This is a genomic window from Pseudomonas sp. MF6751 (genome assembly GCF_016613265.1).
Taxonomy (GTDB): Bacteria; Pseudomonadota; Gammaproteobacteria; order Pseudomonadales; family Pseudomonadaceae; genus Aquipseudomonas; species Aquipseudomonas fluorescens_BV.
The window spans coordinates 204,493-226,518 of the sequence record NZ_JAENSV010000005.1 but is presented as its reverse complement, the minus strand read 5'-3'; the positions used below and the strand labels follow the sequence as shown (position 1 = coordinate 226,518).

18 protein-coding genes are annotated in these 22,026 nt (G+C 60.1%); 14 read left to right on the top strand and 4 right to left on the bottom strand.

What is annotated here, in order from left to right:
- Positions 1-3 precede the first annotated feature (3 nt).
- On the top strand, positions 4-1,413 hold the full coding sequence (locus JJD66_RS07075; RefSeq protein ID WP_054896429.1) for an efflux transporter outer membrane subunit: 1,410 nt from the start codon (positions 4-6) through the stop codon (positions 1,411-1,413).
- A gap of 98 nt (positions 1,414-1,511) precedes the next feature.
- Here the strand turns inward: JJD66_RS07075 and JJD66_RS07070 are convergent, their stop codons facing one another.
- Complete coding sequence (locus JJD66_RS07070) at positions 1,512-2,078, bottom strand: TetR/AcrR family transcriptional regulator (protein WP_198715778.1); 567 nt, start codon at positions 2,076-2,078, stop codon at positions 1,512-1,514.
- Between the two features lie 207 nt (positions 2,079-2,285).
- On the bottom strand, positions 2,286-2,867 hold the full coding sequence (locus JJD66_RS07065; RefSeq protein WP_198715779.1) for a TetR/AcrR family transcriptional regulator: 582 nt from the start codon (positions 2,865-2,867) through the stop codon (positions 2,286-2,288).
- A gap of 97 nt (positions 2,868-2,964) precedes the next feature.
- Between JJD66_RS07065 and JJD66_RS07060 the strand changes: the two genes are divergently transcribed.
- The 13 genes from JJD66_RS07060 to JJD66_RS07000 all read left to right on the top strand — a co-directional run bounded on the left by JJD66_RS07060 (position 2,965) and on the right by JJD66_RS07000 (position 19,676).
- A complete protein-coding gene (locus JJD66_RS07060) occupies positions 2,965-3,162 on the top strand; it encodes a hypothetical protein (RefSeq protein WP_198715780.1) in 198 nt (65 codons plus the stop codon).
- Positions 3,163-3,272: 110 nt separating this feature from the next.
- Positions 3,273-4,697, top strand: a complete 1,425-nt coding sequence (locus tag JJD66_RS07055) for a DUF1329 domain-containing protein (protein ID WP_200647858.1) — start codon at positions 3,273-3,275, stop codon at positions 4,695-4,697.
- A gap of 21 nt (positions 4,698-4,718) precedes the next feature.
- A complete protein-coding gene (locus JJD66_RS07050) occupies positions 4,719-6,362 on the top strand; it encodes a DUF1302 domain-containing protein (RefSeq protein ID WP_325167094.1) in 1,644 nt (547 codons plus the stop codon).
- Between the two features lie 89 nt (positions 6,363-6,451).
- Positions 6,452-8,773 carry an efflux RND transporter permease subunit gene (locus JJD66_RS07045; RefSeq protein ID WP_234452179.1) on the top strand — a complete coding sequence of 774 codons (2,322 nt, stop codon included), beginning with the start codon at positions 6,452-6,454 and terminating at the stop codon, positions 8,771-8,773.
- A 10-nt stretch (positions 8,774-8,783) separates the two neighbouring features.
- Positions 8,784-9,728 (top strand): WD40/YVTN/BNR-like repeat-containing protein, encoded by a 945-nt coding sequence (locus JJD66_RS07040; protein ID WP_200647856.1) that lies wholly within the window; start codon positions 8,784-8,786, stop codon positions 9,726-9,728.
- 243 nt (positions 9,729-9,971) lie between these two features.
- Positions 9,972-11,255, top strand: a complete 1,284-nt coding sequence (locus JJD66_RS07035; RefSeq protein WP_200647855.1) for an acyl-CoA dehydrogenase family protein — start codon at positions 9,972-9,974, stop codon at positions 11,253-11,255.
- Positions 11,256-11,309: 54 nt separating this feature from the next.
- Complete coding sequence (locus JJD66_RS07030; RefSeq protein WP_054896436.1) at positions 11,310-12,443, top strand: saccharopine dehydrogenase family protein; 1,134 nt, start codon at positions 11,310-11,312, stop codon at positions 12,441-12,443.
- A 10-nt stretch (positions 12,444-12,453) separates the two neighbouring features.
- Positions 12,454-14,013: an AMP-binding protein gene (locus JJD66_RS07025; protein WP_198715785.1), complete on the top strand. Its 1,560-nt coding sequence runs from the start codon at positions 12,454-12,456 to the stop codon at positions 14,011-14,013.
- 13 nt (positions 14,014-14,026) lie between these two features.
- The gene (locus JJD66_RS07020) at positions 14,027-15,265 is read left to right on the top strand and encodes a thiolase family protein (protein ID WP_200647854.1); all 1,239 of its coding nucleotides are present in this window, start codon (positions 14,027-14,029) and stop codon (positions 15,263-15,265) included.
- An 11-nt stretch (positions 15,266-15,276) separates the two neighbouring features.
- Complete coding sequence (locus JJD66_RS07015; RefSeq protein WP_198715787.1) at positions 15,277-16,644, top strand: NAD(P)/FAD-dependent oxidoreductase; 1,368 nt, start codon at positions 15,277-15,279, stop codon at positions 16,642-16,644.
- 191 nt (positions 16,645-16,835) lie between these two features.
- Entirely contained in the window at positions 16,836-18,308 is a 1,473-nt protein-coding gene (locus JJD66_RS07010) for a flavin monoamine oxidase family protein (RefSeq protein WP_198715788.1), read from the top strand.
- 9 nt (positions 18,309-18,317) lie between these two features.
- Positions 18,318-18,974 carry a c-type cytochrome gene (locus JJD66_RS07005; protein ID WP_198715789.1) on the top strand — a complete coding sequence of 219 codons (657 nt, stop codon included), beginning with the start codon at positions 18,318-18,320 and terminating at the stop codon, positions 18,972-18,974.
- A gap of 39 nt (positions 18,975-19,013) precedes the next feature.
- Positions 19,014-19,676: a hypothetical protein gene (locus JJD66_RS07000; protein WP_200647853.1), complete on the top strand. Its 663-nt coding sequence runs from the start codon at positions 19,014-19,016 to the stop codon at positions 19,674-19,676.
- A gap of 88 nt (positions 19,677-19,764) precedes the next feature.
- Here the strand turns inward: JJD66_RS07000 and JJD66_RS06995 are convergent, their stop codons facing one another.
- Both JJD66_RS06995 and JJD66_RS06990 read right to left on the bottom strand, forming a co-directional pair.
- On the bottom strand, positions 19,765-20,421 hold the full coding sequence (locus tag JJD66_RS06995) for a c-type cytochrome (protein ID WP_200647852.1): 657 nt from the start codon (positions 20,419-20,421) through the stop codon (positions 19,765-19,767).
- The gene (locus JJD66_RS06990) at positions 20,421-21,905 is read right to left on the bottom strand and encodes a flavin monoamine oxidase family protein (RefSeq protein WP_200647851.1); all 1,485 of its coding nucleotides are present in this window, start codon (positions 21,903-21,905) and stop codon (positions 20,421-20,423) included. Before JJD66_RS06990 ends, JJD66_RS06995 begins: the two co-directional genes overlap by 1 nt.
- Between the last annotated feature and the right edge of the window lie 121 nt (positions 21,906-22,026).

Below are 22,026 nucleotides of genomic sequence, written 5' to 3'. Positions count from 1 at the left end.
CACATGCGTATTTCAGGATTTTCTACGCTGGTGATCGCCATGTTGTTGGCCGGTTGCTCGTTGGCGCCGACCTATGAGCGGCCCGTCGCACCGATTGCGGACAACTGGGCGGGCGAGTCGTTGAAACAGGGCGCTCCGATCAACCAGTTGGCGTGGCAGTCGTTCATCGTCGATCCCGACCTGCGCCGTCTGGTGGGTGTTGCGCTGGATAACAATCGCTCGTTGCGTCAGACCCTTTTGGACATCGAGCAGGCCCGGGCGCAGTACCGCATTCAGCGGGCCGATCGGGTTCCGGGGCTGAATGCAAGCGCGTCCGGCAATCGCCAGCGCTTGCCGTCGGACCTGGCCAGTGACGGCCGGGCAGGGGTGGCCAGCCAGTATCAGGTCGGTCTGTCGCTGCCCGAATACGAGCTGGATCTGTTTGGCCGGGTAAAGAGCCTCAGTGACTCTGCGCTGCAGGAATACCTGGCCACCGAAGAAGCAGCCCGCGCCGCGCAGATCGCGCTGATCGCTGAAGTCAGCCAGGCCTATCTGGTTCACGACGGCGCCCAGCGTCGGCTGGAGTTGACCCAACAAACCCTGAGCAGCCGCGAATACTCGTTCGCGCTGATCAGTCAGCGCCGCTCCAGCGGCACGGCGACAGCGCTGGATTATCAGGAAGCTCTGGGGCTGGTGGAACAGGCGCGGGCCGAACAGGAACGCAATCTGCGCGAGAAGCAGCAGGCGTTCAACGCGCTGGTTTTGCTGCTGGGCACAAAGGACGCGGGCAAGGTGATTCCCGAGCGGCTGACGACGCAGCCGATGCTGGTGCAAGACATCGCTGCGGACACCACGTCGACGCTGATCGAGCGCCGGCCGGACATTCTTGCGGCCGAGCATCGACTGCAAGCGCGCAATGCCGATATTGGCGCGGCACGGGCGGCGTTCTTTCCGCGTATCAGCCTGACCGGCAGCTTTGGTACTTCCAGCGCGCAGATGTCCGGTCTGTTCGACGGCGGTTCGCGCTCCTGGAGTTTCGTACCGAACCTTTCGCTGCCGTTGTTCGATGCTGGTCGCAACAGTGCCGGGCTGAGTCTGGCCGAAGCCCGCAAGGATTCAGCTGTGGCGGCCTACGAAGGCACGATTCAGACGGCGTTCCGCGAGGTCGCCGATGCATTGGCTGCCACCGACACCTTGCGCCGGGAGGAGGCCGCGCGCCGCGCACTGGCCAATACCAGCACTGAAACCCTGAGTCTGGCCAAGGCCCGATATGAAGGCGGTATCGACAGCCACCTGCGTTATCTCGATGCGCAGCGCACCAGTTTCGTCAATGAAACAACGTTTATCGAGGTCAGCACGCAACGCCAGATTGCTCTGGTCGATCTGTTCCGTTCGCTGGGCGGAGGTTGGTCCACGCCGACAACCGTTAGATAACGCCTGACAAGAGCTCCTTTGGTTGGCGCATCCAACCGCCTTTGCCCCGTAGACCGAAAGGTCTCGGGGCTTTTTTTTCCAGGAAAACCGAGTAAGGCTTACAACGCACTCGCTGCGCCGGCCGCGCCATGCAGGAACATCTGTTCCAGCACATTGGCCGAGTTGGCACTGGCCGCGCGCCCACGGCGCTCGGCATCAACCATGCCGAAAATCATGGTCAGGAACAGCTCCGTGAAAACCGCGGCGGTGACATCGATGCGAAACGCGCCCAGTTGCTGGCCACGCAGAAAAAAAGCATCCAGAGCGTCAGCATAAGTCTGCCAGCGGTCGCCCTCACCATTGACCGCAAACGTGTCGGGGCGGTACTGAAAGAGCAGGAAAACCAGCATTTCCCGATGCGCGAGATGCTCGCTGATCAAACTGCGCAACGCCTGTACCGGCTCGCCGTGCAACAGGTCGGTGGTGGTGGTGATCTGGTTTAGCACCGTCTCACCGTGGCTTTCCATCATCTGCACCAGGTTGTCACGGGTGCCGCAAAAGCGATGCAGCGTAGCCTTGCTGACGCCAGCCGCTTCAGCCAGTTCCTTGAGTGTCGCCCGAGGGCGATCAACGATGGCCAAGGCCAGCGCCTTGATGAGTCGTTCGTCTTGAGGAGTCAGGGTCATCAGTCGGTCTCGAATCGAATTTCAATCCGCCGAATTGTGCAGGAAAAGCTCATTACTGCAACGAAAACCACCGAAATAGAGCAAATGACTTCATCTGAGACAGTTTTTGTTCAACACGGAATCGGCGTTGCGCACCGTTCGAATGTCATGAACTGTAAAAAGCCTGGCGCGATCTGATCCCCATGCGGCGCCTGGGCAAGGATCGACTCAGTGACTGGCCACCAACAAGGCCAGCGCAGTGCAAGCAGTCTCGGTTTCGGCTCGCAATCGATCCAGATCACCGTGGGCCGACCAGGCAATGGTCAGCCCGTCTACCAGTTGGATCAGCAAGCGGCTGGTCGCCTTTAAAAACGCTTCGCTCAACTCAGTTCCCATGGCACGCTGCAGCGCCTGCTCGGTGGCTTCAATGGCCACCGAGTAAATCTTGCTGGCCATTTGCGGGTCATTGCGCATTGCCCAGAAGAACAACTCGGTCTGCGCCCTGGCCGCATCCGGGTGATCGATGAACCAGGTGATCAATTGCCGCAGAACTTCGGCTGCCGTCGCCGCAGCAGTGGCCCCGGCCGGTACCTGTTCCAGCGCTTGCGGTGGGAGGCTGAACAGCGATTCGTAGACGGCATAAAACAGGTCGTTCTTGGTATGGAACACGTAATGCAACGAAGCCAACGGACAGCCGGCTTGCGCCGCAATACGGCGGGTCGTGGCATTGGCTACGCCGTGCTCGGCGATCACTCTGATCGTTGCTTCGACGAAATCCTGCCGGCGTAATTCAGCGCCCATTCTGGCCATGGTTCAGCAATCTCCCTTATTCCTGGCGCCCCCGAAAACGAAGAGGGCGATGTCGACGCTTGCGGATCCTACAGCAACAAATCGCCAGACGTCATGAATGAAAACGATACGTGAAACGGTTGCACCAATAATGGTAACAACTGTTTCGTTAATTCCCGTATTGGTGCGTTCCGACGAAACAAACGGGAACATTCTCCGGCAGTTTCCTCGCACCGTCGTTCCGGTGATCGCGCAATCGCTTGATAAAAAACAACTAATTTCTGCCTTGCGGATCTTGGCACCGGGCTTGCTTTGATCACATGACTTGGTCAGTTGATCAAGTCAATTGATTAGGTTAGCGCAGGCAACGGGTTGCCACCGTCAAGACGACCCCGTTGCTGATCAAGGCCCACGAGGATCCTTCCCATGAACACAGTGATTGAGCGCCCCCATAACAATTTTTCTACCGGCGTCGTAATCCGGCATCTGGTCGCGGCCGTCGCGGCCTCGGCGTTTTTCTGTACGGCACAGGCAGCAGATAAGGATCCAGCATTACTCGGCACCAAACTGACTCCGCTGGGAGGCGAGGCGGCGGCCAGTGCCGACGGGGTGATTCCCGCGTGGACAGCACCCGGTCCTCAAGGTGGCAGTTGGACCCATGGCCAAGTGCGCGGCAAGCAATGGACGTTCAAGGATGACAAGCCGCTGTTCAGCATCGACTCGGGCAACGTCGATAAATACGCCAGCAAGCTTTCACCGGGCCAGGTAGAAATGTTCAAGAAGATTCCCGGCTACCGGATGGACGTGTACCCGACACGACGCAGCTGTGGCGTGCCGGATTTCGTCGCGCAGAACACGAAGAAGAACGTCGGTTTCGCCAAGCTCGACGGCGACGGCCTGGCGTTGCAGGAAGCCTATGTTCCAGGCATTCCGTTTCCATTTCCAGCCTCGGGTGCCGAAGTGATGTGGAACATGAAAATGCGCTATCGCGGCGTTGGCTTCGATATGTCGAAAACCGTTTCCGGAATTTCGCCACGCAAGGGCAGTGAAGACTGGCTGCGCACCTCCACCGACTGGTTCATGTACACACCATGGGGCGTGAAGGGCAGCGCGCTGTTCTCGTCATTCGATCGCCTGGAAGTCGCCACCTACTTCAGCTACACCGACCCCGCCGCGCTGGCCGGACAAGCCGGGGTGGTCACCACCAAGGCCGGCGAGCAAGCCACCACGTTCTATTACTTCCCGGGCCAGCGCCGCGTGCGGCGCATGCCGGCGTATTCCTACGACGCACCGCAAATCGGCCTGGACAATCAATACACCATCGATGAATCCAACGTGTTCTTCGGCCCCATGGACCGCTTCGACTGGAAGCTGCTGGGCAAGCAGGAAATGCTTGTGCCCTACAACTCGTTCGGGGCCTACGACAACTCGGCGAAGATCGAGGAGGTGGCCAAGCGCGACTTCATCGCTCCCGAATCGCGTCGCTATGAGCTGCACCGCGTGTGGGTGGTCGAAGCGACCGTCCGCCAAGGCATGCGCCATCAGGCACCGAAGCGTCTGTTCTACATCGACGAAGACAGCTGGAACGCGCTGATGGCGGTGGACTACGACAAGCAGGGGCAAATCTGGAAGGTCCGCGAGGGTTACACGATCCCGGTGTACGAGACCGGCACCTGCGACATGGAAGCCCAGGCGCAATACAACCTGGTTGACGGTCGCTACCTGTACGACATGACCTCCATTGGCACCGGCAAGAACGACCATCGCTGGCTGACCGACGGGGCGAGCAATCCGCGCCTGAAACGCGACTTCTACACCTCCGACAACCTGCGCGCCAACAGCGAACGCTGATAGCGGCTTTCGGGAACAGACATGAAAAAAATAATCAGTAGAACCTCAGGTCTTGTCATCGCGTGTGCAACCCCATTTGCCATGGCGTTCACCTTTGAAACCGAAAACATTCGCGGCTCATTCGACTCTACCCTCGCCGTGGGCATGGGGCTGCGCACCGAGTCGCGCGGCTGCAACCTTATCACCAGCGGCCCCGGCGGGCACAATCCACCCAGCGGCTGTCTGGCGCCCAGCGCCGGTGTTGGTGACCAGGGCGACTTGAACTACGACCGGGGCGACCTGTTCACCAATTACATAAAAGGCATCCATGAACTGGTGCTGAAGTTTCCCGAAGACTACACGTTCATGGCGCGCGGTAGCTGGATTCGCGACTTTGCCGCGACCGACACCAGCGGTGCGCTATCGGCTAACCGGCCCGAAGGTGTCGGTAGCGACGGCCTCACCCGCGGCGCCCGAGACGATCTGGAGTTCAAGGCGCGTCTGCTGGATCTGTGGGTGAGCAAGAGTTTCGATGTCGGTGACCAACGTGTTCGCGCTCGTCTGGGTAATCAGGTGATCAACTGGGGCGAGAGTCTGTTTGCTGCTGGCGGCATCAACAACACCAACGCTTACGATGTCATGGCATTGTCGCGTCCCGGTACCCAGCTCAAGGAAGCCTTGCTGCCGGCCCCGATGTTGAGCCTGGCGTCGGGGCTTGGTGCCGGGGTGAATATCGAGGCGTATTGGCAGTTCAATTGGAACAAAAGTGAGTTGCCGCCAGTGGGCAGCTATTGGTCCACCACCCATGCGCTGGGCGAGGGCAGGGGTACCTACGGGTACGATGAAAAAGAGGCGCGCAACAGCGGCCAATGGGGCGTGTCGCTGCGCTGGCAGCCTGACAACACCGATCTCAACCTGGGTCTGTACGTGATGCGTTATCACGACAAACTGCCGTCACTGAGCGTGCAGGTGGATCCGCAAACCTTCGCCGCGGCGCCGACCTGGGAATATCCGGAAGACCGCATGATGTACGGCATCAGCGCCAATATGCCGGTCGGCGACTGGGCCTTGGGCACCGAGTTGTCCTACCGCCCCAAGGATGCGGTACCGCTCAACCCGGTCATCGACGCCTGCTCCGCCAACGGTGGCAAATGCTGGAAAGACGCAAAGAAACTGCAATGGCACCTGACCGGCATCTACAGCATGACGCCGTCCAACTCGCCGACCTTGCTCGAATTCACCGGTGCCAGCACCGGTACTTTGTTGAGCGAACTGGTGGTCGTGAAATACCCGGGCCTGCATAACGACTACGCCGGAGAACCCATCGCCGCCGGCCTTAATACCTGGCAACTGGACCCGGCCATCGCGCCGAGCGCCAAGGGTAACAAAACCTCCTCTGGCATCAGCCTCGATTTGAGCCTGACCTATGACAACACGCTCATTCCTGGCTGGCAGGTCACGCCGGGAGTGTTCTACTCGCGCTCGATCAACGGACGCACCCCGAACCTGTCGGCCACCTTCACCGAAGACGCCAGCAGCATGAACCTGTACCTCAATTTCGTGCGCAATCCGGCGAGCTGGCAGATCTCGGCCAACTACGCAAAGTTCATGGGCGGCAAGACCCCTTACGATCAACTGCTGCGTGATCGCGATTACGTCGGCCTTGTGGTTTCCCGAACCCTGTGAGGCGCGCCGTGAACAGTTCCCTGAACCTTAAGCAAAGCACTTCGCGCGGCGTGTTACCGCGCATCGAACAATGGCTGTTCTCGCACCGCATGCTGACGTTGGCGAGCCTGGCGCTGTTCACCTTGGGCATGGCTTGGTTTGCCGTGCAGTTGCGCATGGAAGCCGGGTTTGAAAAGCAGTTGCCCATCGGCCACGAATACATCGAGACCTTTGAGACCTATCGCAATGACTTGCTCGGCGCGAATCGGTTGACGGTGGTGGTCAAGGCTCGCCAAGGGACGATCTGGAGCGAGGCAGGGCTCAAGCGTCTGTATGACGTCACCCAGGCGCTGATCTTTCTGCCCAACGTGTCGCGCAGCAGTGTGCGTTCGTTGTGGACGCCCAACGCGTTCGTCAATGAAATCACCGAAGAGGGCTTTCGTGCCGACCCGCTGGTACCAGGGACGGTAACGCCGGAAAGTCTCGATGAGACGAGCATAGCCATGATCGCCAACTCGACGGCGCAGGGTGGTTTTATCGGAACGCTGGTGGCTCGCGACCAAAGCAGCGCGATGATCACGGTCGACCTCAACGAGTTCGATACTAACGGCCAGCGCCTGGACTATGTGGCTTACAACCAGGTCCTGGAGCAGCAGATTCGCAGTCAGTTCGAGGACATGGATTTCGAGATCCAGATCATCGGCTTCGCCAAGCAGATCGGGGACATTGCCGTGGGCGCTTCGGCGGTTTTCGAGTTCTGTCTGCTGGCCTTGTTGCTGACAGCGGCTGCGGTGTTCTGGTACTGCCATTCGCTGCGTTTCACCTTGCTGGCGGTGGGTTGCTCGCTGGTTTCGCTGATCTGGCAGTTCGGCGCTTTGCGTCTGCTCGGCTATGGCCTCGATCCGTTGGCGGTGCTGGTACCGTTTCTGGTGTTTGCCATAGGGGTGTCCCATGGCGTGCAGCAGATCAACTTCATCATTCGCGAGATCGCCTGCGGCAAGTCGGTGGAGGGCGCTGCGCGTGCCAGTTTCAGTGGGTTGCTGATTCCCGGCATACTGGCGTTGGTCACCGCGTTCGTATCGTTCGTGACGTTGCTGTTGATCCCGATACCCATGGTGCGGGAACTGGCAATCACCGCTTCACTCGGGGTGGCGTTCAAGATCGTCACCAACCTGGTGATGCTGCCCGTGCTGGCCTCGATGCTCAGGGTGCAGGACGGTTACGCCGCAGCCGAGGAAGTTTCTCGCCAGCGCCGTGCCCGATGGTTGCACGGTCTCGCCCGTTTGAGCGAATGGCACAACGTGCGCTGGGTGCTGGGTATGGCCGTGCTGATCTTTGTCACGGCGGCGTGGCAAAGCCATGATCGAGTCGTCGGTTCTTTACAGGCCGGAGCCCCGGAACTGCGCGAGGATGCGCGCTTCAATCGGGATGCGCTGTCGATCGCCAGCAATTACGACATTGGTCTGGACTGGCTCAGCGTGGTCTTCGAGGTCAAGGTCGATGGCGGTGCGAACGACTGCGAGAACGTCGCTCTCGGCCAATATCAGGACCGTTTTGTCTGGGCCATGCAAGGTGTGCCTGGTGTGGTCTCGGTGACCTCGTTTTCCAACAGCCTGCGCCAGTTCAACGAGGGCTATAACGAGGGCAACCCGAAAATGAACGCGGTGCCCATCGACCCGACCAACTACTCATCGATGGCCGCCGAGGTGGCTCGGGTACCCGGCATGATGCGGCCTGATTGCAGTATGACCGCGGTGCATTTGTTTCTCGCCGATCACAAGGCAACCACCATTCACCGAGTGATCGCCGCGGCCAAGGCTTTGCGCAGCCAGTTCACTCAGGCCGGCGTGAGTGTACGTCTGGCGTCCGGTAACGCTGGCGTGATCGCGGCGATCAACGAAGAAGTGGAACGCAGCGAGCTGCCGATGATGCTTTATGTCTACGGCGCTATCGCACTGCTGGTGTTCGTCGTCTACCGCGATTGGCGCGCCGTGCTGGTCTGCTGCCTGCCGCTGACCCTGGGGACCTTCATCGGCTACTGGTTCATGAAAGAGCTGCAGATCGGCCTGACCATCGCCACCTTGCCGGTCATGGTGCTGGCGGTCGGCATCGGCGTGGATTACGCGTTCTACATCTATAACCGTCTGCAGTTGCACCAGGCCCTCGGACAGCCGATTACCAAAGCCGTCGAGCATGCATTGCAGGAGGTCGGCGTCGCTACGATTTTTACTGCTATCACCCTGGCGGCGGGCGTCGCCACCTGGGCGTTTTCCGATCTGAAGTTCCAGGCAGACATGGGCAAGCTGTTGGCTTTCATGTTTCTGGTCAACATGATCATGGCCATGACCGTTCTACCCGCGTTCGCCGTATGGCTGGAGCGGACATTTCCGCGGCGGCGCCCAGTGCGCCTGATCGGCTCACTGGTGCATTGAGGAGACAGTCATGCGAAAACTGATGCCTTTACTGGTTCTGATGTTGCCGGCGTTATTGCAGGCTTCGTCCTTGTCGGCTGTACCGGCGACACAAACGGCCAGCGCCAATGCCGCGACGCTGTTGAGCGCTGCCCGAGCCGGGGAGCGAACCGTTGCCGTCGGCGATCACGGCGTGGTGCTGTTGTCGGATGACCACGGTGGGCATTTCCGTCAGGCGACATCCGTGCCGTTGTCCACCCCTCTGACGGGGGTGTCCTTCGTCGATGCCCGTCAGGGTTGGGCCGTTGGTCACTGGGGGGCGATTCTGGCCACTGCTGACGGCGGCGATACCTGGCAGGTGCAGCGCCTTTCCAGTGCAGAAGATCGGCCACTGTTTGCCGTGCACTTTTTCAGTCCGCAGCAAGGGGTGGCGGTGGGGCTGTGGTCGCTGGTGCTGACCACCGATGACGGCGGCAAGAACTGGACCGAGCAGCGACTCGAAGCTCCGCCGGGTTCGAAGCGGGCTGACTTGAACCTAATGGGGCTGTTTGCCGATGGGCAAGGGCGCTTGTACGCCACCGCCGAACGCGGCCAGTTATTGCGCTCAGATGATCAGGGCAAGCACTGGCGCTATGTGGATACTGGTTATAGCGGCACGCTGTGGACGGGTGCGGTGCTGGGCGACGGCTCGCTGCTGGTGGGCGGGCAACGCGGCACGTTGCTGCACGGCTCCGCCGACGGCGTACGCTGGCAGCGCGTGCCGCTGCAAAGCAAGAGCTCGGTCACCGCCGTCGATGTTTCCGGGCAAACAGTCATCGCCGTAGGTCTGGACGGTTTGATCGTGCGCAGCGACGACGGTGGCCAAAGTTTCCATGAACAATCCAGCGGCGACGGGGTTTCGCTCACGGCGACCCTGCTGAACAGGGATGGCTCGCCGATCGTGTTTTCCCGCAGAGGCGTCGTTTCTCAGCGCTGATACCCGCGGGGATGTCGGGAGGCGGGCGCCATGCCGGTTTCCTGGCAGTTCAGCGCGATTTTTCTCAAACAAACTGCTGATTTCCGGCCGATTTTCCCGTGCCAGAAGGACTCTCCGCAGACTCAAAATAATAAACATAACGAATGTTGCGTTAAATAATTTTGCTTGTTAGAGTCGATGACAAATAACAAGACGCAGCATGTTGCACGCGCAGCGGCTGCCACTCTCGATGGAGGTACTTTGATGATCTCGCTCAAGTCGACACTCACCCTACCAGCCGCCGGACTCACCGGTTTCGAAACCCCGCTGACGGAAGAGGAGGCCGCGATTCAGGCCTCCGTGCACCGCTTCGCCAAAGAAGTGTTGCGACCATTGGGTCGCGAGCTGGATCGCATGACCGCCGAAGAGGTGGTTGCCCCTGGCTCGCCTTACTACTCGCTGTTTGCCGAGTTCGCCAAGCTCGGCCTCGACCCGGCGCTGTTGGCGCAGTTGCCACCGGACATGGCGGTGCGAATCGAATCGCTGATCGGTGAAGAACTCGGCTGGGGCGACGCCGGACTGGCGATCTCTTTGGGCTGCGCCGGTTTCCCTCTGCAAATGGCCGTTGCCGCCGGCAATGCCGAACTGGTCGAACTCTGCCAGGGCCGGATCGGCTGCTGGATGGCCACCCAACCCGACCGTGGCAGCGACAACCAGATCTTCGACATGACGCGGGACTGGCCAGCGGGCAAGCCCGGCAATATCGGCAACCTGACCGCCAAGGTGGTTGGCGATGAAGTCATCCTCAACGGCCAAAGCTCGGCGTGGGTCTCCAACGGCGTCATTGCCCAGGTGGCACTGGGCTTGATCTGCGCCGATTACGGTGACGGTTTTTACGATGAGAACGGCCGGCCGCACGGGATTGCGCTGATTATTCCGCTCGATCTGAAGGGCGTTTCCAAAGGCAAGCCGCTGGAAAAAATCGGGCAACGATCCTTGCCTCAAGGCGAAATCTACTTCGACAGCGTACGAGTGCCTCGGCGCTTTGCTATTGCCGAGCGCGACAACTACTACGGCGCCGTCAGTTCTTCCTGGTCGTTCGCCGGCACCCACATGGGCCAGGTGTTTACCGGTGTCGCACGAGCTGCCTTCGAAATGGCCCTGCAGTACTGCCATGAGCGCCGCCAGGGCGGGCACCCATTGATCGACCACCAGATGACCCGTCTGCGCCTGGGCGATATGTTGCGCCGGGTCGAAACGGCCCGTGCGGTCGCCCGACGTTCACTGAGCTTCGCGCGCCTGTCGCCGCAAACCCATCCGTACGCCACCGCCTCCGCCAAAGTTACGGTGACCGAAGAGGCGATGGCCGTTGTGCAGGAAGCTTTCCGCCTGTTCGGCGGCAATGGCACCACCCGTGAATACCTGATCGAAAAACTCTTGCGCGACACCCAGTCGTCATTGATCGAGGACGGCGAAAACCGGGTCCTGACCATGCGCCTGGGGCTGCTCGCCCAGCAGCTGTACGCCGAAGGCTGGGCCAACAACTGATTCTGCATTCACCCGACATTACTCATCCAAAAACAACAAATGAGGTAAATCCCGATGGCCAAATATCCTGTCGTTGTCTACGGCGCCAGTGGTTACACCGGCATGCTGATCATGGACTGGTTGATCGACCAGCACATCCCGTTCACCGCCGTCGCTCGCAACGCCGCCCGTGCTCAGGAAATGATGGCGCAACGTGTCGTCGGTCTGGAGTCGGCCACTTACGAAATCATTGAATGCGCCCACGAGGTCGACGCGCTGGTCTCGGTGTTCAAAGGTGCACGCGTGGTATGCAACACGGTCGGCCCGTTCATCAATTTTGGCCTGACTGCCGTAGAAGCGGCCTTGAAAGCTGGCTGCCATTATCTGGATCCAGCCGGAGAGCAGGCGCACATTCGAGCCTTGCGTGATCAGTTCGGCGAGCTGTATCGCCAGGCCGGGCTGCTGCTGTCGCCATCGCTGGCGTACATGTACACCTACGCCGAGATCGCCGCCGAATTGGCCCTGGAAACTCCGGGCGTCGATTCGCTGGAAACCGCGACACTGACTCGCGGCCCACGCACCGGTGCCGCTGGGGTGACTGTCGGTTCAACGGCGACCATTTTCGAGGGCGTCCGTTACCCCGGCGCCTACCTGTGGGAGAAGGAACTGGTGCCTTATGCGCCGAACACAAGCTTCAACGTGGTTTGTCCTGATCTGCTGGAAGCTGTGTTCTGCCTGCCTTGGGGCGGCACTTCACTACCGGTATTTTACGAAGAGGATGGCCGGGTACGCAGTTGCATGTCCTGTGTCGGCTTCTACGACAACCCGGTGATGAAAATGGTCCACGGCCTGGGTGAGAAGTGGGAAGCCGAATACAAGCACCTGCCCAAAGAACAGCAGGACGCGGTGATCCAGAGCCTCGTGCAATCGACCACCCCGAGCATGCCACCGCGTGAACGCAGCACTCTGCAACGCACCGTTGACTTCGCAATCGGTCGTGGCCAACTGACGGCCGTGCGTGCCACCGTGCATGGCATCACGCCTTACATCGCCACCGGGGCCTTGCACGCCGCAGCCGTGGTCAAACTGTTGAATAACGACACCGCCAGAACTGGTTTCGCCTCGGCCTCGAAAGCCTTCGGTCATCGCTATCTGCTGGGCTTCCTCGAGCAGCGTGGCCTGGCCCGCGCAACCGTTACTCAACTGTGAAGTGACTAACATGGCGATTATTGATTTCTTCGACCGTGGCTGGCGGATCAATCCGCACGGCGCGGCGTACATCCAGGACGATCGGGTGTTCACCTTCACCGAAGTCCGCAACCTGTCTAGCCGGATCGCCAATGCGCTGTTAGCCGCCGACCTGCCCGGCGGCACCAAGGGCGCAGTCTGGTCGGCCAACGATGCGGTGGCCTGGACCTGCACCCTGGGACTCTGGCGCGCCAACCTGTGCTGGATTCCCGTCGGCGCACGCAACAGCGCCGAAGAGAACCGTCACGTGCTCGATGCCTTCGACTGCGAGGTACTGTTTTTTCAACGAGAGTTCGCGCCGATCATTGACGCGTTGCGTCCGAGCCTGCCGAAAATCCGATTGTGGATCTGCATCGACGAGCACTTGCCGGGGGCGCCGTCGCTCAAGTCCTGGATCGAGGATCAGCCGGCCACGGCACCGGAGGTCGGGTATCAACTGGATGATGTCGTGGCGCTCTCGCCAACCGGCGGCACCACGGGGCTGCCGAAAGGGGTGATGAACACTCATCGCAGCATCCAAACGTTCTGCGCGCACTTCATGATCAATTTCCCTTATGCCGATGAGCATCCGCCGGTCAACCTGGCGGCGGCGCCGATGACGCATACCGCCGGCACGCTGTCCCTGCCGTGCACCTCGCGCGGAGGCACCGTGGTGATCATTACTAAGCCGGATCCGGCACTGATGCTGGCAATGATCCCGAAATACAAGGTCACCGAGACCTTTCTACCGCCGACGGTTATCTATCGACTGCTGGATGTTCCGGATCTGGCGCAGAAGGTCGATTTCAGCTCGTTGAAGTATTTTCTGTACGGCGCGGCACCGATGTCGGTGGACAAGCTCAAGCAAGCCATCGAGACCTTTGGCCCGGTAATGGCCGGCGGTTACGGTCAGACGGAAGCGCCGGCCTCGATTTCCAACCTGCCGCCCGCCGAACATTTGCACGGTGGACGTCTTGCAACGGACGAGCGTTTGTCATCGGTAGGCCGTCCTAATCCGCTGGTTCGGGTGGAAATTCTCAGCGACGCCGGAGACATTCTCGGCCAGGGCCAAACCGGTGAAATCTGTGTGCGCGGCGATCTGGTGATGAAGGGTTACTACAAGGATCCGCAGAAAACCGCAGAAACCATCGTCGATGGCTGGCTGCACACCGGCGACATCGGCCATTTCGATGTGCACGGCTACCTGCACATTACCGACCGCAAGAAAGACATGATCATCTCCGGCGGATTCAACGTTTACCCGAGTGAAGTCGAGCAAGTGCTCTGGAGCCATCCGGCGGTGCAGGACTGCGCCGTCATCGGTGTGCCGGATGAGCAATGGGGCGAGGGCGTGAAGGCCGTGGTCGAGTTGAGCGCCGGGCATACCGTCACTGCTGAGGAGTTGATCGAGCTGTGCAAGACCCGGCTCGGATCGGTCAAGTCGCCGAAAACCGTGGATTTCATTGCTGCATTGCCACGCAGCCCGGTCGGCAAAGTACTGAAAAAAGATCTGCGTGCCCATTACTGGCAAAACGTTGAGCGGCGTATTTGAGGGGGATGATCTGATGGAACCTATTTACATCGCCGGCATTGCCATGACCGAGTTCGGTCGCCACTTGGACCGAAGCCTTCAGGATCTGGCGCTGGAGGCCTTGCAAGGCGCACTCGCCGATTCCGGTGCCCTGCGCGCCGATATCGGCGCGGTGTTCTACGCCGGGATCACTAACGGTCATCTGCAAGGGCAACTGTCGATTCCCGGGCAGGTGCTGTGCAGCAAGATCGGCCTCGAAGGGGTGCCGGTGTACAACGTCGAAAACGCCTGCGCCTCAGGCAGTACCGCAGTTCATCTAGCGGTGCAGAGCTTGCGCTCAGGGGCTACCGACGTGGCATTGGCGCTGGGTGCGGAAAAAATGAACGTGCCGGACAAAGCGCGCGCGCTGGCCCTGTTCGAAACCGGCTGGGATGTTTCCACCGCCGAGGAAAACTACGCGACGCTGGTGAAAATGGGCGAGGGCATCGTGGTGCCGCCGGGCTCGGAATCCAATCGTCCGTACAGCAAGTTCATGGCCATCTATGCCGCCATGTGTCGCTGGCACATGAAGACCTACGGCACCACTCAGCGACAGATTGCTGCGGTGTGCGCCAAGAACCATCAACACTCGGTGCACAACCCGTATTCGCAATTTCGCAAGACCTTCACCATTGAAGAAGTGCTCGCCGCGCCGCCGATCACTTATCCGATCACGCTGCCAATGTGTGCGCCGTTATCCGACGGCGCGGCCGCCGCGATTCTCTGTACCGAGGCGGGATTGAAACGCATTGGTGCCGACCCGAAACGTTGTGTGCGGATCGCCGCCAGCGTGATCCGCAGCTTTACCCTGCGTGGGCTCGACGAGCCGCACAAGCACGTCAGCCTGTTGGCAGCGCGTGAAGCCTACGAGATCGCCGGCCTCGGCCCGCAGGACATGCACGTGGCCGAAGTACACGATGCCTCGGCCATGGGTGAAATCATCCAGGCGGAAAACCTCGGTCTTGCGCCGCTGGGGGAGGGTGGCGTGTGTGCCGAACGCGGCGATTTCACCCTGGGAGGCCGTCTGCCGATCAATCCCTCTGGCGGCCTCGAATCCAAGGGGCATCCGCTCGGCGCCACAGGGATCGGTCAGTTGTACGAGCTGACCACCCAGTTGCGCGGGGAGGCCGGTGCACGCCAGGTACGCGGTGCGCGGCATGCCATCCAGGAAAACGGTGGCGGTCTGCAAGGTGTAGAGGAAGCAGCCGTCGCTATTCACATCCTGAGTCGATAGGAGCACATCACATGTCCATGACCTACCAATCACGAGAGCTGGAAAGCCACTTCGCCGGCGGGCATTTCCGTCGGCTGGGTGGCTGGGTCGAAACTCCGGCTGATCTGCAACCCGAGCTCGAGGGCGATGTCAGCGCGGACGTCATCGTGATCGGTGCGGGTTTCGCCGGCCTGTCCACCGCCCTGGAACTGACGGTGTTGGGAGCGAAGGTGGTGGTTCTGGAGCAAGCGTTTGCCGGTTTCGGCGCCAGCGGGCGGAATGCCGGCTATTTGGGCGGCAGCGTCGGCATTGAGTTCGAGTTGTTCTTGAAACGTGTTGGCAAGGAAAAAGCGCAAAAAATCGTCAGGTTCTATGACGAAGCTGTCGCCTACGTCGAAGGTCGGTTACGCGAACTGGGGATCGACTGCGACTATAACGCCTCGGGCATCATCAGGGCGGGCATCCATCCGTCGCAGGAGAAAAGGCTGCGCAAAAGCATGGCCGTGGGCCACGAACTGGGTTCGCAAACGGAGTTTCTGGATCAGGCACAAATGCGCGCGCGGGGGATTCCACCGGCCTTTCTGTTTGGCTGCCTGCAACGCCACGGCGGTACGCTGGACCCTGGCAAATATGTGATGGGTCTGCGCCGTGCTGCACTTCAGGCGGGAGTGAGGCTGTATGAAAACACCAAGCTTGAGTCGTGCTCCGACGGGCCGACGATCACCTGCCGGACGCCATGCGGGCGGGCGAGCGCGCCGATAGTGGTGCTGGCCACCAATGCCTATACGCCGCAACTCGGTCTTCTGCGAGACAAAGTCGTTCCATTTCGAGTGTCGGCGGTCGAAACCGAGCCATTGACACCACAGCAGTTGGCATCGCTGGGCTGGGCAGGGCGGGAAGGGTTGACCACGCCGCACCTGGTGATGGAAAGCCATCGCCTGACCGCACGCAATACGCTGCTGATGACCACTAAACGGCTGGGTTATGCCTACGGCTCGAAAACCCCGAACATTCCCGATGAGGTGACCTACCGCGCGTTGCAAGACAACCTTGGCGTGCGTTTCCCGACGTTACGCGGTGTCGGCATTCAAGCGTGCTGGAGTGGTTATGTCAGCATGGCCTACGACGCGTTACCGGTGGTGGGCGAAACCGGGTCGCACCACAACATTCTCTACACCGCGGGTTGCTCCGGACACGGCGTCGCATCGCAGTCGCTGATTGGTCACCTGCTGGCAGAAAGAATCGGCGGTATCGAGCATCCGCTGCTCGCCGCGTTGCGGCATAAAACCCCGAAAACCCTGCCCGAACCGCTGCAGTGGTGCGCCGTGAATGTGGCGCTGGGAGGAGCACATCTGCTGGACGAATACACCAACCGCAAAGTTGCGCGCCCTCATGCCTGACGGCTGAGGCTTATAGAACCAACACGCTGAGTTTGCATGGTGACGCTGACCTTGAAGTCCTGGGGCCGGCAGGCGTTCGCCTGCAGAAAGACAAACGAATGTTTGCGTTTTCGTCGCTACTTTTTTACTGCCGCACCCACGCTCGGCCACGGGCGTTCAATCCAACAATAACGTGATGTGAGGCAACGAACATGAGCACTGACGCCCCTCCTGATTTGAAGCGCAGGCAACTACTCAAACTGGCCGGTGCCACTGCCGCCGTGGGATCGATCGGTTTGAACATTGGGCTGGCCAATGCCGCCGATGCGCTACTCAAAGGCAACCCGGACGATGTGTTTGATGTGGTGATCATCGGTGCCGGCCTGGCTGGTTTGACCGCCGCCCGTGACCTGCATCTGGCGGGTTGCGAGTCGCTACTGGTGCTTGAAGCGCGTGATCGTGTCGGTGGCCGCACGCTCAATCATGACTTGGGTTCCGGCTACATCTCCGAGGCCGGAGGCCAGTGGATCGGCCCCGGACAAACCGCCGTAGCGGACCTGGCCCGTGAGCTTGAGGTCGGCACCTTTCCCAGTTTCTATGAGGGGGAGACCGTGATCCTCGGTGGCGATGGACGTGTCGCCGTCGATTTGAAAGGCACCTTCGGTACCGACGAAAGCGTCTCGGCAAAACTCAGCGAGCTGTCGCGTGATGTGCCGTGCGGCGCGCCATGGAAATCCCCCCGAGTGGCCGAACTGGACAAGCTCTCGGCAGGCGACTGGCTTGCTCAGCAAAACATCAAACCGCAAGACCGCGCAGGGTGGAATGCCAGCTTTCTCCTGACCTGCGGTGTCACGCCGGCGAAGATGGGCTTCTTGCATTTTCTATCGATGATCAATTCGGCCGGTAGCGAATACATGCGGCTCGATTCAATCAAGGACAGCGCGCAAGGCACGCGGATCGTCGGCGGTTCACAGGTTCTCAGCAGCAAAATGGCGCAATTGCTGGGTGACAAGGTTCGCTTGTCGTGCCCGGTGCGCAAAATTGCTGACTGGAACGGCGACATCGTCAGACTGCAAACGGATCAGGGCGAGATCCGCGCCCGGCGCGTGATCATGGCGATTCATCCAGCACTGTGCCAACGCCTGCAGTTCGATCCAGCGCTGCCCGAAGCCCGCGCCGCTCTGCAGCGAGCCTGGCCGGCGCACTCGCCGGCGCGCAAGACGGCAATGGTCTACCCGCGGCCTTTCTGGCGCGACAAAGGCTTGAACGGCCATATCATTCAGGTCGGTGGGCCGGTCATCTGGGCATACGACAACTCGCCGCCAAATGGCGAAATCGGTGTGATCAATGCGTTCATTTTGAATGCCGCAGCCCCCACCAACCTTGAGGCCGCGAAGCGTATGCAGACCGAAATCTATGCACGTGCCCTGGGGGACGCAGCGCTCGAGCCGGTTTCCTATCACGATCATGACTGGGCGCATGCCGACCCGTGGACCATTACGTGCGTGTCGCCGATTCCCCCCGGTTTCTGGTCGACACATGGCGAGGCACTGCGTCCGCCCTGCGGCAATCTGTTCTGGTCGGGCACCGAAACCGCTGACATCTGGGCAGGTTACATGGACGGTGCCGTGCGCGCCGGACGCCACAGCGCCTTACAGGTGCTCAACGCGTTACGTAGGGTGTAGGAGGCGGCAATGAAAAAAATCATAGCGCTTGGCGTCATGGTGGTCATTGCGGTGCTGTTGGCGATTTTTGGCCGCGATCTGCTCGATCTGTATCGGCTGCAGAGTTACATCACCACCTCCACTGAGGCCTACCAGGCCGAACGCGGAAACTGGCCCCATCTGACCGATGCCTGCACCGGTTGCCATGGCAGCCACGGTAACTCGCTGAACTCGACGTATCCGAGCCTGGCCGGGCAACCCGCCGCGTATCTGTCCGCCCAGTTGCGCAATTTTGCGAGCGGACAACGGCTTGCGCCCAACATGGAGCCGTTGGCGATGACCCTCAGCCCGGATGAAATTGATCAGCTGGCGAAGTTCTACGCCCGGCAATCGGTCGGTGCCCATGGGGCTGTCAGCTCTGACGAGGGTCTGAAGGATCAAGGCAAACAACTGGTGCAAACCCGAGGCTGCACCGCCTGCCATGGTGCACAACTGATGGGCCACGAAGCCTACCCACGCCTGGCTGCACAAGGGCAGGACTACCTTTTGGCCCAGCTCAACGCTTTTGCCAGCGGCGAGCGCATTGAGCCCAGTGGTGCCATGCAAGCCATGGCCGCGGCGCTGTCAGCGCAGGAGCGACAAGCGATTGCGGCTTATCTGGCCGCACTCGTTCCTCAACCCCGCTAATCCATCAAATTATCTGTCAGCTGTACCGAGGCTATCGTTATGGAACCGAGAAATATTGTGCTGTGCCTTGCCTGTTTCTTGCTGCTTGCCAATGGGCTGACCTTCGGCATCAGGTTTTTGAAGAAAAGAAACCTGTTACTGGCTCTGGAGTGGTTTGTGGTTGCCTTTTCCGCAACAAACTTCCTGGTTTTTTTCCTGACGGGATCGGAGCATGCGTACCTGATTTCATACTTTTGCGACGCGTTCTCCAGAGCCTTCGGAATTCCGCTGATTACCGTGCTCGGGCTGATGGCGGTGACGCATGCCTACAAGCCGTCTGTGGGCAAGGAACTCATGATGTTTGCCGGCGCTATGCTGGGCACACTCGCGTTGATCTCGACCAAGGTTCTGGTCACGCTCCTACCGTATTTCTACGTGCTGATGTGGGTGATGTTTTCGGTCTACCTGGTGTATTTCGCGGTACGCCTGGCAAATGTCGGCGAGTCACTGCACGCGATCGGTGTGATGTTTGGCATGCTCGCATCACTGACCATTGCCTGCATCTACGATTTTTACAAGATCCCCGGCGACGACAGCAATGTGCTGCTGAACTTCTATGTGCTTGCACTGACCACCTGGGCTTATCTGCTGGTGCACCTGTATTACGCGTATTGCGCGCTGGAGCGCGCGAAGGGCGCAATGGCTGTTCTGCAAACGCGCTAGGGGGTAGTTGAAGTGTTCGAAGCCGCCGATCTGGCGGCTTTTTTGCGTGATGCAGAGGAGGGCGGGGGGCATCCTTGCCCGTGCAGGATCAAGGGTTCAGCTTGGCCAGATAATGCGCGACGGCCTTGATGTCTTCATCGGACAGGGTGCTCGCCATGGCATTCATGGCCTGCGTCGGATCGGTGCGTTGGCCACGCTTGAAAGCGCTCAGTTGATCGCTCAGATAAAGCTGCCCTTGTGCGGCGATACGCGGAGCCAGGGGACCGCCAGAGAGTTTTTCGCCGTGGCAGGCTGCACACCCATTGGCGGCGACCACACGCTGACCGCGCTGGTCCAGGGCATCATCCTTCGTCGGGACTTCAGTCACGCCAGGTTTCTGTTCGGAAAAATAGCCGGCCAGACGCTTGATCTGCTCGTCCGTCAGATTGGCCGCCAGTGGCTCCATCTGTGCGCTGTGGCGACGTCCTTCGGCAAACGCGTGCAACTGGTTTTCGATGTACGCTGCGGTCTGCCCTGCAAGCGCTGCGTATTGAGCGTCGCGCGGTTGACCGTTAGCGCCATGGCAAAGCGCGCAGGTGTCCTGTAACTGTGGCCACGCACCGCCATTGGCTTGGTATGCCGCGTCGTGCTGATCCACGGCCTGCATGAAACGATAGCCCGCCAACAGTTCCGGTCCATACATCGCAATTGATCCGGCCAACGCTGCGCTCACGACGATGGTTCCAACCATCATAATCCGCTTCATCAGGCGTTCCTCCGTGGTTGAAGCAACGCCTGCAGCGCTTCCATTGCCGCGCGATGTCCGGCGCGGACTGCACCGTCCATTGCCCCGGCCCAGATCTGCGCAGTCTCGGTACCCGACCAGATCATGCGCCCGACCGCTGGCGTCAGATACTCGCCCCATTGCGTCCAAAAACCGGGGGGCATGGGGGAAATACAACTCAAACTCCACGGGTCGATCTTGCCCCAGTCCAGATCATAAAACTGAATCGGGTGCAGGGCTTGTTCGCCCATGGCGCTGGCGTAAATCGCCGACAGGGTGTCCTGCGCAGTTTTGGGGTCATGGGGTAATTGGCCGGTTTTGACGAAGCCGCTGAGCACACCCAGGCTGCCGTCCGCTGGCGAATTGTCAAAGGCCCAGATCAGCGGACCTTCCACTTGCACGATCTGGCCGTTGAGGCCTTGGTCGCGCCAGAACGGGCGCTCATAGACGTGCACGGTCTTGCGCATCGGTGCATGGGCCGGCCAATGCCGCTGCAGCTCGGCACGCCCGGAGGGCAGGGGGGGATCGAAGACGATCTGATTGCACAACGCGGGGCTCAGCGCGGCAATCACCTGCCGCGTGCGCATGATGCCTTGATCGGTATGCAACTCGACGACATCACGGTCCCAACCGACAATCTTGCGCACTGGACACGCCAACCGGACTTTATCTGCGAGAGCGTGCGCCATCTTCAAACTGAGGATTTGCGAGCCGCCTACCAAACGTGATTCCTGCGCACCGCCTTGGACACCTTCGAGCTTTTCGAGGCGGCAGTCAGAGGAGTTGATCATCGCCAGGTAATGCAGGAGCCCCATGCCCGCCGGCGTGGTACCGAAGGTGAGGCTCACGGACATATTGAAGCCGATCTTGTCGACATTGCTAATGCCTTGCCCGGCCAGCCATTGGCCAATCGAGAGTTTGTCCAGCTCAACCGCATCCTTCGCTTTCCACGGCGCTTTGCTGGGGACGCCTTCGGCGAGTTTGTTCAGTTTTGCGACGATGTCAGTATTGGAATTCGGACCATCGCTGACGTCCTCTTGGACTCTTACCTCTTCTATCAGATAGACCGCCTTGCCCTTGTAGTACGTAGGGAAGGTTGCGACATCAAGCTGTCTGGCCAGATCGGCGATTGACGTTTGACCGGGGCCGATCCATTGCCCACCGGCCTCGCAGATTACGCCATTGCCTAGGTCATGGTTAAGTGTGCGACCACCGACGCGATCGCGGGCTTCAAGCACGACAAACGACTCGCAGCCAGCGGCCTGGAGGTCTCTGGCAGACGTAAGCCCGGACAGGCCTGCGCCAATGATCACCACATCCAGTATCGAGGTGTCTAAAGGTTGGGTTTGCGCCATCGCACGCCCGGTGACACCGAGCCCTCCGGCGAGGGCCGCGCCTCCAGCCGCTTGCAATAACAATCGTCGCTGTCGTGATTGCGTCGACAGTTCATCGAGATCCGCATCCATCTTCACCTCCGTCTTTTTATTTATAATAACAGATGTTATGCAAATATATGACGGAACAGGAATTCAGCAAAGTGAAATCGGCGCAATGACGATTAACCGAGGGGTGGTGAGAAAGGCGGGC